Raw genomic sequence first — 17550 nt, 5'->3', positions numbered from 1 at the left:
TTAAGCGTTTTCGTAACTCATTGTTTTTTTTTGGTGCCCGGGGCCGGACTCGAACCGGCACGACCTAACGGTCAAGAGATTTTAAGTCTCCAGTGTCTACCTATTTCACCACCCGGGCATTGGGGAGTGCTGGAAGGAGCGGGGATTGTATAAGTAGCTGTGCGGGATCGCAATCTTGTCGCATAAATTGATTATTCTTCGACCAGATTCCGTGTTTCCGGCCGCAATCACCCTCCCCTAAACCGGCTTTACCGCGACGCCGTGGTAGATGTATCCGGCGACCTTCGGTGCGTTGTCGAGGTATAGATTCTCCAGGGTTTCGATCTCGAAGCCCGATTCCTCGATGAGCTTGCCAATGGGCCGGTTCAGGTGGCAGCCGCCAGCGACCTTCTTCCATACGGGAGTTATGCGATCTTGCCATTTGCGGATGCCCGGCTCCGGCGCGCGGCCGTGTTCGCAGAACAGGAGCTTGCCGCCGGGCTTTAGGACGCGGCGCATTTGCTTCAGGGCCAAGTGCCAGTCGGGGATCGTGCATAGGGTGTACGTCAGCAGGATGGTGTCGATGCTGTCGTCGTCCAGAGGAATGCGCTCGCCGGGCAGGTCCAGCCAGCGAACCTCGACTGGCGATCTGGCCACGTTGCTGGCTGCCTTGCGGCGCATGCCTTCAGAGGGTTCCAGGCCCCAAACGAGACTGACCTTGTCCGGATTGTAGTACTGGAGATTGACGCCAGACCCCATGCCTACCTCGAGCACTTCGCCAGTAGCCATAGGCACGAGCTTCTGGCGGAGTTTCATGATGGGGCCGATGGTGCATGACAGGTCGATCAGGTGCGGTAGGATGCGATCATCGTAAAATGACATTGGATAGCCCCTTTAATCACACTATTATGGGTTCAGACCTATTCAGAGGCTCCCGCTATGGGTTCTCTCGTCGGCCTTCGGTTTCAACCGTTTTGATTTGAATCATCAGGCCTATATGCTCGACCCATGGTCTGAGCATAGAGTGTCGCTAAGGGTGCGAAAAGGCCTTTATGCGCCACGCCAAGATGCCGGTAAAAACAAGATCTCAAATGGCATTCATTTAACCGTATACGTTTGAGCGGCAGCTGTAGCCATGCCTGGCTCTGCCATTATTGTCACTTACCGGAGGTCCCTGTGGATCTAGATCCCATTCTCCTATCACGCATCCAATTCGCCTTTGTCGTCTCCTTTCACGCTATTTTTCCGGTGTTTACCATTGGTTTGGCCTCCTATATCGCCGTTCTCGAGGGGCTGGCCTTCCGCACGAACAACCCCCTTTGGGAGAAGCTGTCGGCCTTCTGGACTAAGGTCTTCGCCGTTGTTTTCGGGATGGGCGTGGTTTCCGGTATTGTCATGTCTTTCCAATTCGGGACGAACTGGAGCAATTTTTCCAGGGCCTCGGCCAACTTCCTCGGCCCCATGCTGAGCTATGAAGTGGTGACCGCCTTCTTCCTCGAGGCTGCGTTCCTTGGGGTATTGCTGTTCGGGCGCGACAAGGTCCCCAAGGGGGTGCACCTGATGTCGGCGATTATGGTGGCCACGGGGACATTCATCTCGTCATTCTGGATACTGGCGGCGAATAGCTGGATGCACACACCTGCCGGTGTAGAGCTGCGGGACGGCATATTCCATGTGCTGTCCTGGTCCGAGGCGATTTTCAATCCGTCCTTCCCTTTCCGTTTCGCTCACATGGTCGTCGCATCCTTCCTGACCGGTAGCTTCGTCGTGGCGGGGGTCAGCGCCTGGTACTTGCTGCTCGGCCGGGCGGTCGAGGTCAACCGGAAGGCGCTTTCCATGTGCCTTTGGCTGATCCTTATCCTGGCGCCCACCCAGGCGGTGATCGGCGATTTCCACGGCTTGAATACGCTAGAGCACCAGCCGACCAAGGTGGCTGCGATGGAAGCCAATTGGGAAACGCAGTCCAACGTGCCCCTGCTGCTGTTCGCGATTCCCGACCAGGAAAATCAGACCAATCACTTCGAGATCGGTATTCCCAGCTTGGCCAGCCTGATTCTGACCCATGAGTGGGACGGCGTCGTGCCCGGCCTCAAGGAAGTGTCTCCAGAGGAGCAGCCGCCGGTAGGCATCGTTTTCTGGAGTTTCCGTGTCATGGTGGGCATGGGCATGTTGATGATCCTGACGGCCATTACCGGCCTTGTCCTTCGTCGCGGCGGGCGGATTTATACCACCCGGTGGTATCTGCAAGCGCTTCGAGTCATGAGTATCGCGCCCTTCCTCGCGGTGCTGACCGGCTGGTTCGTCACCGAAACCGGGCGCGCGCCCTGGCTGGTCTACGGCGTGATGAACCACGCCGAATCGGTAACGCCATCGCTGACCGGCGGCATGGCTCTGTTCACGCTGATCGGGTACATCATTGTCTACGCCCTAGTGTTTACCGCCGGCGTCTATTACCTGTTCCGTGTGCTGCAAGTCGGGCTGGAAGGCGACGATGCGATCAACGAGGACCATGACCGTCCGATGCGTCCGTTTTCGGCAGCCCACGTGTCGTTCGAATACGAGCCTTATCCGGGCATCGACAGGGATATGGAGCTGACACCGGCAGGCTTGCCGCCCAAGGGCTCGTCTTCTTCCGGCTCTTCAGGATCAACTTCTTCCAAAAAGGGAGGCCAGTAATCATGCAACCATTCGATTTAACCCTAATCTGGGCTGTGATTATCGGCTTCGGCGTCATCATGTATGTGCTGATGGATGGCTTCGACCTGGGCGTGGGTATCCTTTTCCCCTTCGCCCCCAAGGAAGAAGCCCGTGATGTGATGATGAATTCCGTCGCGCCTGTATGGGATGGCAACGAAACCTGGCTGGTGCTGGGTGGCGCGGGGCTACTGGCGGCTTTTCCGCTGGTGTACTCGATCCTCCTGCCGGCAATGTATATCGGTGTATTTCTACTTTTGGCCGGGCTGATTTTCCGGGGTGTAGCGTTCGAGTTCCGCTTTAAGGCAAATACCTCACGCTATCTGTGGAACTGGGCCTTTGCGGGCGGATCAATGGTGGCTTCGTTCGCTCAGGGTGCTGTGGCGGGCGCCTATGTGCAGGGTTTCGAAACCGCCGATATGCGCTACGTGGGCGGCGCGCTTGATTGGCTGACGCCGTTCACCGTGTTGACGGGCTTCGGACTGATGGCAGGCTATGCGCTGCTGGGCAGTACCTGGCTAATCCTGAAGACCGAGGGTTATATCCAGGATTGGGCGTATAAGATCACCCGTCCGTTGCTGCTCGCGGTGCTGGTCGTGTTTGCGCTGGTTAGCGTCTGGACGCCGTTCGTGGACGAGCTCGTACGGGACCGCTGGTTTTCCGCCTTGAAAGTCATCTGGATCTTCCCCGCGCTGGCGCTGTTCTGTGCCTGGCAGATCTACAAGTCCGTGGGCAAACGCCAGGAAGGACTGCCCTTCGTTTCCACCATGGGCCTGTTCATCTTCAGTTACCTGGGCCTGCTGGCCAGCCGCTGGCCTTATGTGGTGCCGCCGAACTACACGCTGTACGACGCAGCCTCAGCCTACGAGTCGCAGCTGTTTCTCCTGCTGGGCCTGCTGTTCGTGATCCCCATCGTGCTGGCGTACACCGCCTGGACCTACTGGGTCTTCCGCGGCAAAGTGAAAGCCGGTGCCGGCTATCACTGAGCCAGGAGCCCAAACCGATGCACCCCGCCCGGCCGACCCCGGGCGGAATGGCATCGATAGTGAAATCGATAGTCAAATGGATAGCGAAAGCGAGTCCAATCCCGACCCGGACCGGGAACGACGCAAGCGCCTTCGCGTGTGGCTTAAATCGCTGTCCCGGGATGCCGCCCCTCAAGTCCGCCTGGCAGTGATCGGCGGTGTCGCCAGCGCAGTCGCGATGATCGTTCAACTGGGCCTCACCGCTTGGCTGGTGGATCGTGTGGTGATCCACGAAACGGCGCTCTCCGATCTCGCGCCGGTTATTGCTGGCATCGTAATCGCTATCCTGCTGCGCGGCGGGTTTCAGGTCGTGCGCGATCGTTCGGCAGCCGCTTCCAGCCACCGTATTCGGCAGCGGGTCCGCCAGGATCTGATCAGCCATTGGCGCAAAGCTGGCCCGGTCGGTCTATCCGATGTGAGTCCGGCCACCCTGGCCAGCGAATGGCTCGAACAAGTGGAAGCGCTGCATGGCTATTTCGCCCGTTTCCTGCCGCAGATGATGCTGTCGGTGATCGTCCCGATTCTGATTCTGCTGGTGGTGTTCCCGCTGGACTGGATTGCCGCTGGATTTCTGTTTATATCTGCGCCGTTGATTCCACTCTTCATGTCTCTTGTGGGCATGGGCGCCGAGAAGCTTAACCAGCAGCACTTCGAGACGCTGGGCCGGCTCTCCGGGCATTTTCTCGATCGCTTGCGGGGCCTGACCACGTTACAGCTGCTCGGCCAGACGCGCCGGGCCACCGGCGACGTCCGCCAGGCCACCGATCAGTACCGGCGCATCAACATGAAAACCTTGCGTGTGGCCTTCCTGTCGTCGGCGGTGCTGGAGTTTTTCGCCTCGGTCGCGATTGCCGTTATCGCTATCTACATTGGCTTCGGTCTGCTGGGCTATATCAACTTCGGCGGCGCAGCGGAACTCACGCTGTTTACAGGGTTGTTCATCCTGTTGCTGGCCCCTGAATTCTTCCAGCCGTTGCGTTTGCTATCCCAGCACTATCATGACCGGGCTGCCGCCCTGGGTGCGGCGCAATGTATCCTTGACCGGCTGGATACACCCCTCCGCACGCAACCCCGGCCTCAAGGCGAGAGCAGGCATAATCTCGACTTGGGCGTTCAGCTTCACAACGTCGCGTTCGGGTTTGACCATCGTCCAAACTTATTGGAAGGCGTGTCCCTTTCCGTTCCCCATGGGCAGGTTGTGGGTATCAAAGGCCCGTCGGGGTGCGGCAAATCCACAGTACTTCACTTGATTGGCGGCTTTATCTCGCCCGACAGCGGCGATATCGCCCTCTTTGGCGAAGCGCCCGGTAAGCAACCATTCGGCTGGCTGGGCCAATCGCCATTTATCCTGCAGGGTAGCTGGGCCGATAACTTACGTCTGGTGGCGCCGAATGCCACGGATGACCAACTGCGCGAAGCCATGACCAAAGCTGGCCTGCTGCACGTCCTCGAGGCGCGCGAGGATGGCCTTGAGGCTTCGATCTCCGAATCCGGGGCAGGTCTCTCCGGCGGCCAGGGTCGCCGTCTCGCCCTGGCGCGGGTGTTTCTGGCGGACTATCCCCTGGTGCTGCTGGACGAGCCCACGGCCGGTCTGGATGTCGAGAGCGAACAACAGATCATCGATACCCTCAAACGGCTGGCAGAGGGTCGCCGTACCCTGATCATGGCGAGTCATCATCCAGCGCTGCTGGCCATGGCCGATAAGGTTTATACGCTTGAAGGCGGGAGGCTGGGCGATGCGTGAGCTTCTTCCCTGGTTACGGCTGATCCTGCAGCGTAAGCGGCGATTGGCTATAGGTGGCGGCCTGATTCTGCTGACGGTTTTATCGGCCGTGGGCCTGCTGGGACTGTCTGGCTGGTTCCTGACCGCGTCTGCGGTTACCGGCGTGCTCCTCGCCCAGGGCATCAATGCGACATTGAATATCTACACGCCCGGCGGCGGCATTCGCTTTTTCGCCTTGTCCCGCGCCGTTGCCCGCTATGTAGAGCGCGTTTTCAACCACGATACAGTGCTACGGCTCTTGGCCGACCTCCGGGTGACACTCTTCACCACCCTAGCCCGCCAACTGCCCCAGGAGCGTGCCCAAGCACGCGCGTCCGACCGGCTCAGCCGGCTGGTACAGGATGTCGACGCGCTGGATAACCTTTACCTGCGTCTGCTGGCCCCCCTCGGTGTCGCTCTCGTGATCTCGTTGATGGTGTCGGCATTGGCGTTGCTGGTCAGCGTTGAGTTGGCCCTCGTCCTACTAGGTCTCTTTCTCGCGTTGCTGGTGTCGATCACCTGGGGACTGGCCCGATCCAATATTCGCCGCACGGCTCACCGTGTGGAGGCGTTGGAGGCGATTCGCGGGCGCGTCATCGAGACACTGGAAGGCCAGGCCGAGCTACGTGCCGCTGGTCTGATAGGCGATTGCAGCGCCCGGCTCATGGCGGACGACCTGGCGATGATGGAACCTCAGCTCGCAACAGAGCGTTCGGTTGCGTGGGCCCAGGGGCTGATCACATGGAGCTTGCAGGGTGCGATGCTGGTCGCGCTGGTTTTCGGCTTGGCCGCGGTTGGCTCAGGGACGGTTAGTGGCCCGGTGACCGTGCTTATTGCGATGGCCCTGCTGGGTTTGGGAGAAGTGTTCATCAACCTGCCTCAGGCGTTTGCCGACTATGGCGGCACCGTCGCGTCCGCGCATCGCCTGAACAACGAAACGCGGCACGAAATGCCTGAGCGGACGCCAATCGACGATTGGCCGCGCCCCGGCGCATTGCAATGGCAAGACGTGAGTTTCGGCTACGGGTCACCGGTGGTTGATCGCTTCACCTTGCGGCTGGCACCCGGTGACCAAGTGGGGGTTATCGGTGTTTCGGGCAGCGGCAAATCGACCCTGGGCGATCTGGCTGCTGGCCTGGTGACACCGGATTCAGGCGAGCTGATCTGTCATGGCCATACCTGGTGGCCTGCCAATGGCGCAGGCGCCCTGCGAGGCATCGCCTACCTGACCCAACGCACGCACCTGTTCAACGGGACCTTGCTGGACAACTTGATGATGGCGCGTGGGAACGTCACCGCCGGCGAGATCTGGCACGCGCTGGAAGTGGTTCAGATGGCCAGGGCCGTGGATCGGTGGCCGCTGGGGTTGATGACCTGGGTGGGCGAGGCTGGCCGCCAGCTGTCGGGTGGCGAGGCAAGGCGCATTGCCCTGGCCCGCACCCTGCTACTGAAGACGCCAATCGTGATCCTCGATGAGCCGTTTACCGGCCTCGACCGAGAGACCGCCGAACGGATATCTGCTTCGTTGGCGACCGAACTCAGTGGCAAAACCGTACTTGCCCTAGCCCACGACGAAACCGCTCTGCCGCATGTACATCGCGTGATTCGCCTGGGCTAGTGTGCCCTCAGGCGCCCCTTCGACACTCAGCGGATTTCCAGCAGTTCGAAGCGCAGACCGGCGTTGGCAATGAGGCGATCGATGGCTTTTTGGCCGAACAGTGAAGCCGGTGTCCAGAAGCCGCCGGGCTGGCGCTCGGTCTTGTCGATGTCGAAGGCCAGGCACATGGCCGCTTCTCCCAGCATCTTACCGGTCGAGCCATAGCCGGGGTCGCGGTCACCGGTGACTTTGGCGCGAATCAATTCGCCCTTGGGGGACATGCCCACGAAGCGCAGGTCGAAGAACCCCTGTTCCTGGGCTTTGTGGCTGGGGCCCTCGCCCGGTTTGGGCAACACGAATTTCTCCAATGCCCAACGGCTCGGCTTGATAGCACTGGCAACGAAGAAACCGCCCATAGCGCCGGCGATTCCCAGCGCCGCTGCCCGGCCCTTCAGGCCTTTTCCGGTCAGCATTGCCTCGTCATAGCCGAATTCCTGTCCGTAGGCCGCACCCTGCAGTGCGTTGGACCGATGGACGATACGGGTATTGATAGCCCCCATAACGAAAGGCGCCGTCCATGCGCCGTAATCCTCGTCGAACTCGGCGGACTTCACGTTGTGCTGGCGGCGGGTAGGACGAAAATCCGGCGGACATAGCGAATACGGATTGGCCAGTTCCTTACGCAATTTCGGATCGGAGCCCGCCTCCTTGGCTACGTTCATAATGCTTGCCACGGTGCCGCCCGAGAACTCCCCTTTTGCTGCCTTCACTCGCATCTTCACCGTGGGACACGCGGTACCGAACTGGTGCTTGGCCTGTTGCTGCAGAAAATAAACGCCCATGTCCGAAGGGATCGAGTCAAAGCCGCAGCAATGGACGATCCGGGCGCCGGTAATTTTGGCTTGCGCCTCGTAGCGCTGGATCATCTTGTTGATCCACTGCACCTCGCCGGTCAGGTCGCAATAATCGATGCCCTCGGATACGGCCGTTTTGACCAGCGGCTCGCCGTATAGGGCGTAAGGTCCGACCGTGGAAATCACCACGCGGGTCTGCTGGCACATGGCCTTGAGGGAAGGTTCGTTGCTGGCGTCGGCAATAACGATATCGAGGTCCGCTGCGCCTTGGCCCAGATCCGTCTTGAGATTGACCAGTTTGGCCTCGGAACGGCCCGCGATAGCCCACGTCACTTCACGGCCAACGCCATAACGCTCCAGCAGATAACGGCAGAGAATCTGCCCTACAAAGCTCGTTGCTCCAAAGACAACAATATCGAACTGTTTGTCGTTCATCCTCTGATCCTTTGACAAAATAGTTTAAAAATCGCATTTATTTTTTTGGTTTAAAACGATTTTTTATTGGCGTAATTTACGAGTTTTTCCTGACGACCATCAACTTCATGAACACCGCCAGTCCCAGCCCCCAGCAACCATTAAGGATCAGCCCGCCGATCCACGTCTGGGCACTCACATCCAATCCTTTGAGCGGAAAGACCACCAGCATGGCAACAACCGTGGGACCGATGGCACCAAGAACGAATGCCATAATCCAATGAAGAAGCGGTGACAGTCCGCGGATCAGCGCCCAAATGGGCGGTCCCCAGAGTCCGCCGAAGAAAGCCAGCGACAGCACCGCCGGAACGCCGAAAGGAGGCACCGGGCTGATGTTGTAGGGCTCGGCTGGAACCAGACCGATCATATGGAACAAGCCGAATACCCCCTGGTGGAAAATCAGGGTGGCCAATACACCGGCGACAAATGCTTTTATCCAGATCATACTCACTCCTTTGATGGGCTTACGTCTTAACCCGGTATTAGTAGATACGTCCACGGCTACCCAAGCGATACCGCAAGGACTCCGGAAGGAGTCTCGATAGCGCGCCCATGGACTTGTTGAACGTTCCTGGCACACATACGGGCTGACCGGTTAGAACCGCGCGGTAACCGGCCTCGACGACAGCATCCGCGTCTTGCCAGAAAATGGACGGCAACTTGCTGACCTTTTCCCGGGTACCTTGCACGTCGTGGAATTCAGTGTAGGTAAAACCCGGACAAAGCGCGGTGACATGCACCCCGGAGCGCTTGAACTCCATATCCGCGCTCTCGGACGCATTCAGCACATAGCTTTTGATACCGGTGTAGAGCATCCCGGCGGGCGTCGGCGCGAAAGCCGCCAATGAGGATACATTAACGATATGGCCGTACCCTCTAGGTACCATCTGCTTACCGAAATGGATCATCAGCTCCGTCAACGCCGTGATCATAACCTGTATTTCCCGGTTTAGATCGGCCCAATCGCTGTTGACCAGGCTGGTCTTGGCTGCGAAGCCGGCGTTGTTGACCAGGAAATCGATATGCAGGCCCCAATTCCGGACCTGGTCGACGATGCGTGCAGGTGCCTGGGCATCGGCCAAATCTTCGACCAGTAGACGCACGTCAACGCCGTACTGTTCGGTCAGCTTATCAGCCAGGGCTTCCAGTCGTTTCCGGCGGCGGGCGACGAGGATCAGATTATAGCCTTCCCGGGCCAGGCGGTGGGCAAAGCGTTGTCCAATACCGGCCGACGCGCCGGTAATCAGGGCCGTTCTTTTGCTCATCATGTTGTCCTTTGAGTGGGGCTGTCACTTTCGGCCGTCTCCCGTATCCAGCGGCAGCTCGGCCAATCGAATTGCGAAGGCTCTGTATCAGACTATGTCATTCTTACCCTGTCACGAACAGATTGTCCCTGTCACGAGCAGGTTAAGCCGGGAAATTAAGCCATTTACGGGAGTCTACACGTGACGGCGTTTCTTACCGTGTGTGTCATCGGTCTACTGGCCGGTTCTGGCCTGCTCTTGCTCCGGCTCCGCCGCCAGAGCGCTAGTCTGAATGACGCGCTAGAGCGATTGCAAAAGCTGGGCGGCGACGTCAGCGAGCCCCAGTCCGATCCCTACATGGTGCTAACCATACGGGTGCTGGACCCGATGGGTGTGGCTAAGCGAGAGTCCCGCTCGGCCCGGATCGTTGCCGACCACCTGCCCAACATGGTTTGCCGGCGGGTTTATCAGCAAGTGATGCGGGAAGTGGGCGCGGAGTTGGCCGAGCGCGGAGTAGAAGCCGAAATGAAGGTCGAATACCGTTAGCATACGAGGCTGCCGAACATGGACTGGATTCTTCTGCTACTTGTCGCGCTGAGCACCGCCACTCTTGGCTGGGCGGGAATCGAAATGCGCCGCCAGCAACATCGGCTGGGCCTGCTCTACCGCGCGCTGGTCATCGTCGAGGACCGTGAGCGCAAACAACAGTTCGAGTTCATCGAGGCCGATAATAGACGCAAGCTCCTGCAGGCCTCCGTCGAGAACGGCACCAGTGCGGTCGAAATCGTCCATCGTGTGGTTACGACCACCACATTTGGCGCAATCGACCGGCTGAGCCGCAATGAACGGCTGCGGGAAAACAATATGCGTGCCCGGGAACTGCACGATGACGCGACGCGCAACATGTACCGCTCGATCCGTATCGCCAACCGGCAGATCCATGCGCTGGCCAATGCCATCATCGGCTTGAACCGCAAACGCCGTAGCGGCGGAGGCAAAGATGGCTAGCGTCTCTAAGGTTTTACTTCTCCTAAGGGCCGGAAGTTCCTAGAATCCACCCTCCCCTGTTTTTCCGGAGTTTGCCCGTCATGCCGTATTCCGCGGATGTCCGTTCCGTCCTGGGACGCCTGCGTCGCATTGAGTCGAGCAAGGTGTTCCAGACTACCGTCATCACGATCATCATTCTGTCAGCCCTGGCAATCGGCGCAAAAACTTACGACTTGCCGCCGATTCTGGAGCAGACGCTGCTATTCCTCGACGGGGCTATCACTGTTTTCTTCTTGCTGGAAATTTTGTTTCGATTCGCGGTGTTTCCGGATAAGAAGCGCTTCCTGCTGGACGGCTGGAACCTGTTCGACACGATCGTGGTGATCGGCAGTCTCATCCCCCTGGACAACTCCGATGCGGTGTTACTGGGCCGCTTGCTGCGTGTGTTTCGCGTCTTACGTCTGGTTTCGGTCGTGCCGGAACTGCGTTTTCTGATCAATTCCCTGCTCAAAGCCATTCCGCGCATGGGCTATATCGCGCTACTGATGTTCATCATCTTCTACATCTACGCCGCTATGGGTTCGATGTTCTTCACCCGCATCAACGACGATTTGTGGGGCGACGTGGCGGTCGCCATGCTGACGCTCTTCCGCGTAGCGACCTTCGAGGACTGGACGGACGTCATGTACGAGACCATGACGGTCTATCCCTTGAGCTGGGTGTACTACGTGACCTTCATCTTCCTCACCGCGTTCGTATTCCTGAACATGATGATCGGCGTAATTCTGGAAGTGATGAGCGAAGAACAGAACAGCCGCCAAGCCGAGCAAGCTCATCAGGAGCGAGACGATATGGCGCGTAAACTGGATGACGTACAGCAACAGTTGCATGGGTTAACGGAGCTGCTTAACAAACGGCTGCCGGCACGGGATGAGGATCAGCGGTAAGGTTGGGCCCCGCCAGGGCCCCGCGTTACTTGATGCAACGCCGACTTTCGCCGACGTTACTTTTCCAAAGCCGCCCGCAATCCTGACGTGCGCGTTACACCCCGTCCAACAGCCTCCCGGAACACCGATTCATCCGGCAACAGCAGGCTGAACCAGTGCCGGGCCCGGGTTATGCCGGTGTAGACCAGTTCCCGGGTGAGCACCGGATTGATCCGATCCGGCAAGACCAGGCAGGTATGAATAAATTCCGAACCCTGGGATTTATGCACGGTCATGGCGTAGACGGTCTCCACCGCATGCAGGCGGCTGGGCAACACCCATTTGATACGCCCGCTGCCGTCGTTGGCCGGGAAGGCCACGCGCAACATCTGGCGGGTACCTTGCCCATCATCCGCTGCCATCGGAATCGCCAAGGCAATGCCGATATCGCCGTTCATCAAACCAACGCTGTAATCGTTACGGGTCACCAACACCGGCCGACCGGCGTACCAACCCTCAGTGGCCTGAATCAGGCGACGCGTGTGAAGGGCGTGGGCAATACTTTGGTTCAGACCTGCAACACCGAACGGGCCTTTGCGAAGGGCACAAAGCACCTGAAATTGGTTGTGGGCCTTGAGCACCTGCCGAGCCCACTGGTCCAGCGCATCCTGGCTGGCGCCAACCGTGGGTTCGTTGGCGTTCATAGTTTCGAGATAATGGGCGTAACCTACTGGCGGTTCGATAGTTTTTACACCAATATGCCGTCCTTCCCCGGCACCCGGGAATTGCCGGGCGCCGCCGTCAATGCAGTGTCGACTGATGGCGGTATCGGCATCTCTCGGCGGCAGCAGCAACCGCGAGATATCCGTATAACCGGCCTCGAACAGCGCTGACACGGCCTCGGGAGACAGCGTCTGATGCGCCGTACCGGCCTGATTCACAGCCTGCGCCAGTTGCCCAATCCCGCTCTGGGCATCGAAGCGATAGCTGTGACGCAGCAGCGTGATGCTCTGATCCAGTGTCGTCCCTTCGTCATCGGCGAATTGGCGGTCGATCCGGCAGCCGGAAATCGCTTCCAGCCAGGCGATGGTTTGCGCTTGGTACCGTCCTTCTGCTGCCCGTTGACATAAGTCGCCCAGCACGGCACCGGCGTCCACGGAGGCGAGCTGGTCTTTATCACCCAGCAGGACAAGCTGGGCATTCTCGGGCAGTGCATCGAGCACCTGGGCCATCATTTCCACGTCCACCATGGACGCCTCGTCTACCACGAGCACGTCCAGCAGCAGCGGGTTGTTGCGGTTATGCCGGAACTGACGAGAGCCGGGAATACTGCCCATCAGGCGATGCAGCGTGGTTACGTCGGTGAGTATCGCCTGACGTAGCGCTTCACGGTCGCCGAAAGCGTCCAGCTTCAAGCTGCCTACCGCACCGGCAATCGATTCGTTGAGGCGGGCGGCAGCCTTACCCGTCGGTGCCGCCAAACGGATAATCAGTTGCCGCGCATCATCCTGGCGGTTCATCGCCACGTGCTGCAGTGCGGCTAACAGGCGAACGACGGTGGTGGTCTTGCCCGTACCGGGGCCGCCTGTAATGACGCTGAACCCCTGCCTTGCAGCATTGGCGCAGGCCACGCGCTGCCAATCCGTATTAGCGTTGGCATGAACCGAACCAAAAAGACGATCCAGCGCCAGCTTCAGGTGCTGGGCGTCGGCCGAATGGGCGTCCTGAATGGCCGACGGTCTTTGCAGGCGCCGTTCAATCTGGTTTGCGATGGTCTGCTCATAGCGCCAGTAACGCCGTAGGTAGAGGCGTAAGCCGTCTCGTACCAGCGGGAGGTTTTCAGGGGCAGACGGGTCGGCAGCATCGGCCACCAACACTGGATTGGATAGGGCTTCATCCCACTCCCGTTCGGCCACGCCCAGCAATACCTCCGAAGGCAGCAAACGGTGTTCCGGTGCCTCTTCGTTCTCGGGCGGCAGCGATAGCAGCGCGTCGTAACCTTTGCGATTCAAGGACGCCAGATCAAGGCACACGTGGCCCCGGCCTAATTGATGAGAGACCAGGGCGATGGCCATCAGCAACAACGGGGCGGCCGGCTGGCCCGTCTTCTCCGCTTCTAATTTTAAGAGCCGGACCAGAGACAGGTCCAAGGCCCGCAGCCATTCCATCTCGACCCATACCCGCAGAATATCGATGACCGCTTCCGCCGTTTGCAGGGGCGAAGCTTCGAACTCGAAGCTTTGTTGCATGCGATCCCGGGTCATACCGACGCCTCCTCGCTCTCGGTCAGCGGTAGGCCACGAAAGAGCCGGTCCATGTGTTCAATCAGCACGCGTGGAGGCCGATCGCAAAAAACGCCGCGAGTAGGCGCGCCATTGCCGCGCAGGAACAGGTACACCGCGCCACCGACATGCGCGTCGTAGTCGTAGTCCGGAAGCCGTGACTTAAGCAGTCGATGCAACGCCAGCAGGTACAGGCAGTACTGGAGGTCATAGCGGTGCTCGGCGACGACGTCCTCCAGCGCCTTTTCATGGTAATCCGCATCGTCCGGACCGATATAGTTGGACTTGTAGTCCGCCACGTAAAACCGGCCCTCATGCTCGAACACCAGATCGATGAAGCCCTTGAGCATGCCGTTCAGGTGCAACGGCGATGCGACCGGCCGGCTACGCCCCCCCAGGGTATGCTCTTGCACCAATCCATCGAGCTGCCTGACATCGAGCGTCCGGCTGGCAAACCAGAACTCCATCTCCGGCACGATCTTCGGTTCCGAGATCAGTTTAAGCGACGACTGACTGCCATCAGGCTGAACCGGTAACGGCAAGTCAGTCTGAATCAGGTCCACTAGCCAATTGGCCAACGGCGCTGCCCAGGCATCCCAGCCGCGGATACCGCACCGGCGGGCCAGCAGGGTGTTGAGATCGGTTGGGTCCGCGGCAACCTCCGCGAAACCGGACTCCGCCGCCCACTCCAGGATGCCGTGCAGAAACGTACCCGGGCCGGCGCCACGATAGAAACGGTGGATGCGCCGTTCGTAGGGACTTGGATTCCGCAGCGGGCGAACGCTGGCGACGGACGTGTCCCGCTCCTCCGCCAGACGCTCTGCATCGGGGCTTTCGGGCTCCCGGGGAATGGGCATTCCACGGGTTTCGAGTAGCGTTTGCACTGCAGCCTGCGGCTGCTCATAGCGGATCGCGGAGTAGCTGGCGATCCACCAGTTTTCTCCCGGCTGGCGCCGGGGAATCCGCGCCGGACCCGGTGCGGCAGGCACCGGTGGACGATAAATATCAGCGCTAGGCGCCGGCTGTTCGTTGACGCCGATGGCCTCACAGCTACCACGCAACCCGGCCAGACTCGCCGGCCAACCCTGCTCTTCGTTGTAGGCGCACAGGGTCGCTAAGGCGCTCACCGGCGTTTCCTTCTTGAGGAACGGCGCGCCCACCCAGGTGGCATAACGGGCGCGGGTCAGCGCGACGTAAAGCTTACGGATATCCTCGCCCAGTCTTTCTTCGTCGGCGGCGGCGAGAATATCCGCATCGGGTTTAAAGCTGAGTTTGATAGCGCCGTCATCGTCGTGCCAGCGAACCGGTGGGTTGACCGGATTCACCGGCCTGGCGGTGGAGGCGAACGGCAGGAAAACCAGCGGATATTCCAACCCTTTCGATTTATGCACCGTGACAACCTGCACCAAGTCGGCATCGCTCTCCAGGCGCACTTGCCGGGTTTCCGCGTCGGCGCCTGGCTCGGCGATCATCTCGGCAAAATGGCGAATCAGCGCCTGCTCGCCGTCGACCTGCTGACTCGCCTGCTGCAACAGTTCAGCGATATGCAGCACATCCGTCAGGCGGCGTTCGCCATGGGGCTGGCTGAGCAAGCGGGCCGGGACCTCGAATTCCGTCAGCATACGGCGGATCATCGCCAACACGCCTTTTTCGTGCCAGATACGGGCAAAACTGCGGAAGCGTTCGATTTCCGCCTCCCAGGCCAGTTCATCCTGGCGCAGCCGGTCCAGCTCACGCCAACTCAGATCGAAGGTTGCCGTCGCCAGCGCCGCACGAACCGGACGCTCGCGCTCAGGTTCCGCACAGGCTTCGAGCCACAGCAATACGTCAGCGGCCTCGGCGGTATCGAGCACCGAAGCTCGATCGGACAGGTAGACGCTTTTAACCTGGCGTTCCGACAGCGCTGCGCGAATCGCGTCTGCCTCCCGTCCTGTATTGACCAACACCGCAATATCCCCGGCCCGTAGCGGATCGAGGACGCCGTCTTCTTGCTGGAATCCCGCCATTCGATCACGCCCCAGGTTCAGAAGGCGGACGATTTCGCTCGCGCAGGCGCCAGCGGTTTCAGCCGTGATATCGCCCTTGTTCCCTGCGTCTTCGCTGTACCAAAGATTGAGGGCCGGTAGAGCCTCCCCTCCTGCGACAAAGGTCTCCCGACGACCCTGTGCGTCCACGGCATGGAACGGCAGCGGGTTGTCGCCATTGGCAGAACGAAACAGGAAAGCGCCGCGGGAATGGGTCTGATCGCCGTGCCGGAAAATCTGGTTGCTGGCCTCGACCATGCGTTTGGCCGAACGGAAGTTGCGGGCAAGCGTATAATGCCGGCCTTCGGTGGCCTTGCGGGCCTTAAGGTAGGTGTGAATGTCCGCGCCCCGGAACGCGTAGATGGCCTGCTTGGGATCGCCAATCATAAAAAAGCCGGTATCGGGGACGTTATCGGCAACGCGATAGATCGCATCGAAAATCCGATACTGGATCGGATCGGTGTCCTGGAATTCATCGATCAGCGCGAGCGGAAACTGGTCGCGGATGGTTGCGGCCAACCGCGCCCCGCCCGCGCCCTGAAGGGCTTGGTCGAGCCGGGTCAGCAGGTCGTCGAAGCCCATCTCGGCCCGGCGTTGCTTTTCCAGTTCCAGCCGCTGGCGAGCCCACTGGGCGGCATGGCGGATCAGGGCTTCCCGCGGGATCTCTTTATCGCGCTCTAGCGCCAGCGCCTCGACGACCTGTACCAAGGGTGCTTCGACAGGCGGCTCGCCCTGTTTCCAGGCCTCAATCACGCCTGCTACGGAAAGGCGCTGCCACACCTTGTCGCTTACCCTGGGCAGCGTGACGCCCTCAGTGGCGGACCAATCAAGCAGTCCGGTGAACCACCCTTCCAGCCAGTCTGCCCGCATCATGCGGCCATTAACCGCCTTCGCCGCCTTGGCTTGCTCGAAGCGTTCGCGAAAATCCGCAACCCCTTCGGCAATACGTGGCCGCAGACGTCCAAACAAGGCGGCCCGCTCAGCCATCGCCGGTTCAATCAGCGCCGCCGGATCGGCCTGATCGGCTTGATCCATCGCTTCGGGGCTTCCGAGCAGCGGACGAATGGCCGACTGAAGGTCGTCGGGGGAACGCAGTATCTGGAGGTAGGTTTCTACCGCATCCACCGAGAGCGGATTGACAAAGGTACGCCAGTAATCCCGTACGACTTCCGCCATCAGATCCGACTGATCGGTTTCCAGGGTTTGGTGAAATAAGCCGCCACTATCGAAGGCGTGCTCCCGCAACATGCGATAACACCAGCTATGTATGGTGTGCGCGGAGGCCTCGTCCATGGACTCGGCGGCCAGTTCCAGCAAGCGGGCATTGGAGGCCCAAAGGGCGTCGTCACACTCATTGCGCAGGCGCTTGAGCGGATCGGACTCAACCGCCCGGTGCTCCGCGGTAACGGAGTCTGGGTCGATCCGAAAGAGCTGTGCCGCCTCTGCCAGGCGGGCTCGTATGCGGTCGCGCAGTTCTTTGGTGGCGGCTTCGGTAAACGTCACTACCAGGATATCCCGGGGCGTCAGCCCGCGACCGATTTCGGCGATCGGGGCGTGACCAAGGATTGCCCGAACATAGAGCAATGCAATGGTGAACGTCTTCCCGGTGCCGGCGCTGGCTTCGATCAGCCGGCTGCCATGCAGCGGAAAGGTCATCGGGTCGAGACGGTTATCGCTGTTTTCGGTCATTTGTTCCTGGTTT

Annotated in this window: 13 protein-coding genes and 1 tRNA gene; 7 read left to right on the top strand and 7 right to left on the bottom strand. The window is 59.9% G+C overall.

Annotated features, from left to right (window positions below):
* Positions 1–31: 31 nt before the first annotated feature.
* Both FXO11_RS09415 and FXO11_RS09410 read right to left on the bottom strand, forming a co-directional pair.
* A tRNA-Leu gene (locus FXO11_RS09415) sits at positions 32–118 on the bottom strand.
* A gap of 119 nt (positions 119–237) precedes the next feature.
* Positions 238–861 (bottom strand): class I SAM-dependent methyltransferase, encoded by a 624-nt coding sequence (locus FXO11_RS09410; protein WP_148862741.1) that lies wholly within the window; start codon positions 859–861, stop codon positions 238–240.
* Between the two features lie 294 nt (positions 862–1155).
* Here FXO11_RS09410 and FXO11_RS09405 point away from each other — a divergent pair, with 294 nt between their 5' ends.
* From FXO11_RS09405 to cydC, 4 genes are all read left to right on the top strand, one after another.
* Complete coding sequence (locus FXO11_RS09405) at positions 1156–2655, top strand: cytochrome ubiquinol oxidase subunit I (RefSeq protein WP_148862740.1); 1500 nt, start codon at positions 1156–1158, stop codon at positions 2653–2655.
* A gap of 2 nt (positions 2656–2657) precedes the next feature.
* Positions 2658–3659 (top strand): cytochrome d ubiquinol oxidase subunit II, encoded by a 1002-nt coding sequence (cydB, locus tag FXO11_RS09400; RefSeq protein ID WP_148862739.1) that lies wholly within the window; start codon positions 2658–2660, stop codon positions 3657–3659.
* 76 nt (positions 3660–3735) lie between these two features.
* Positions 3736–5442, top strand: coding sequence for a thiol reductant ABC exporter subunit CydD (cydD, locus tag FXO11_RS09395; protein WP_168203147.1), 1707 nt, complete (start codon positions 3736–3738; stop codon positions 5440–5442).
* The gene (gene cydC / locus FXO11_RS09390; RefSeq protein ID WP_148862737.1) at positions 5435–7078 is read left to right on the top strand and encodes a thiol reductant ABC exporter subunit CydC; all 1644 of its coding nucleotides are present in this window, start codon (positions 5435–5437) and stop codon (positions 7076–7078) included. The genes cydD and cydC overlap by 8 nt, the downstream gene beginning before the upstream one ends.
* Positions 7079–7104: 26 nt before the next feature.
* Here the strand turns inward: cydC and FXO11_RS09385 are convergent, their stop codons facing one another.
* From FXO11_RS09385 to FXO11_RS09375, 3 genes are all read right to left on the bottom strand, one after another.
* A complete protein-coding gene (locus FXO11_RS09385) occupies positions 7105–8346 on the bottom strand; it encodes a saccharopine dehydrogenase family protein (protein ID WP_148862736.1) in 1242 nt (413 codons plus the stop codon).
* Positions 8347–8422: 76 nt separating this feature from the next.
* Positions 8423–8830 carry a hypothetical protein gene (locus tag FXO11_RS09380; RefSeq protein WP_148862735.1) on the bottom strand — a complete coding sequence of 136 codons (408 nt, stop codon included), beginning with the start codon at positions 8828–8830 and terminating at the stop codon, positions 8423–8425.
* 37 nt (positions 8831–8867) lie between these two features.
* On the bottom strand, positions 8868–9653 hold the full coding sequence (locus FXO11_RS09375; protein WP_227546100.1) for an SDR family NAD(P)-dependent oxidoreductase: 786 nt from the start codon (positions 9651–9653) through the stop codon (positions 8868–8870).
* 177 nt (positions 9654–9830) lie between these two features.
* On the opposite strand from FXO11_RS09375, the gene FXO11_RS09370 reads away from it, so the two are divergent.
* From FXO11_RS09370 to FXO11_RS09360, 3 genes are all read left to right on the top strand, one after another.
* The gene (locus FXO11_RS09370) at positions 9831–10175 is read left to right on the top strand and encodes a hypothetical protein (protein WP_148862734.1); all 345 of its coding nucleotides are present in this window, start codon (positions 9831–9833) and stop codon (positions 10173–10175) included.
* Between the two features lie 18 nt (positions 10176–10193).
* Positions 10194–10637: a hypothetical protein gene (locus FXO11_RS09365; RefSeq protein ID WP_148862733.1), complete on the top strand. Its 444-nt coding sequence runs from the start codon at positions 10194–10196 to the stop codon at positions 10635–10637.
* An 80-nt stretch (positions 10638–10717) separates the two neighbouring features.
* The gene (locus FXO11_RS09360) at positions 10718–11563 is read left to right on the top strand and encodes an ion transporter (protein ID WP_148862732.1); all 846 of its coding nucleotides are present in this window, start codon (positions 10718–10720) and stop codon (positions 11561–11563) included.
* Between the two features lie 56 nt (positions 11564–11619).
* On the opposite strand, the gene recD is transcribed toward FXO11_RS09360, so the two are convergent.
* Positions 11620–13806, bottom strand: a complete 2187-nt coding sequence (gene recD / locus FXO11_RS09355; protein WP_148862731.1) for an exodeoxyribonuclease V subunit alpha — start codon at positions 13804–13806, stop codon at positions 11620–11622.
* A complete protein-coding gene (recB, locus tag FXO11_RS09350; protein ID WP_148862730.1) occupies positions 13803–17537 on the bottom strand; it encodes an exodeoxyribonuclease V subunit beta in 3735 nt (1244 codons plus the stop codon). The genes recD and recB overlap by 4 nt, the downstream gene beginning before the upstream one ends.
* Between the last annotated feature and the right edge of the window lie 13 nt (positions 17538–17550).

The sequence above is a fragment of the Marinobacter fonticola genome, assembly GCF_008122265.1.
In the GTDB taxonomy this organism is placed as follows: domain Bacteria; phylum Pseudomonadota; class Gammaproteobacteria; order Pseudomonadales; family Oleiphilaceae; genus Marinobacter_A; species Marinobacter_A fonticola.
Note: the sequence above shows the minus strand (reverse complement) of the source record. Positions and strands in the feature narration are given on the sequence as shown.

Bases quoted from the DNA above. Each gene is read 5' to 3' on its own strand.
- FXO11_RS09410 (WP_148862741.1), bottom strand. From the start codon at position 861: ATGTCATTTTACGATGATCGCATCCTACCGCACCTGATCGACCTGTCA.
- cydB (WP_148862739.1), top strand. From the start codon at position 2,658: ATGCAACCATTCGATTTAACCCTAATCTGGGCTGTGATTATCGGCTTC.
- cydD (WP_168203147.1), top strand. From the start codon at position 3,736: ATGGATAGCGAAAGCGAGTCCAATCCCGACCCGGACCGGGAACGACGC.
- cydC (WP_148862737.1), top strand. From the start codon at position 5,435: ATGCGTGAGCTTCTTCCCTGGTTACGGCTGATCCTGCAGCGTAAGCGG.
- FXO11_RS09385 (WP_148862736.1), bottom strand. From the start codon at position 8,346: ATGAACGACAAACAGTTCGATATTGTTGTCTTTGGAGCAACGAGCTTT.
- FXO11_RS09380 (WP_148862735.1), bottom strand. From the start codon at position 8,830: ATGATCTGGATAAAAGCATTTGTCGCCGGTGTATTGGCCACCCTGATT.
- FXO11_RS09375 (WP_227546100.1), bottom strand. From the start codon at position 9,653: ATGATGAGCAAAAGAACGGCCCTGATTACCGGCGCGTCGGCCGGTATT.
- FXO11_RS09365 (WP_148862733.1), top strand. From the start codon at position 10,194: ATGGACTGGATTCTTCTGCTACTTGTCGCGCTGAGCACCGCCACTCTT.
- FXO11_RS09360 (WP_148862732.1), top strand. From the start codon at position 10,718: ATGCCGTATTCCGCGGATGTCCGTTCCGTCCTGGGACGCCTGCGTCGC.
- recD (WP_148862731.1), bottom strand. From the start codon at position 13,806: ATGACCCGGGATCGCATGCAACAAAGCTTCGAGTTCGAAGCTTCGCCC.
- recB (WP_148862730.1), bottom strand. From the start codon at position 17,537: ATGACCGAAAACAGCGATAACCGTCTCGACCCGATGACCTTTCCGCTG.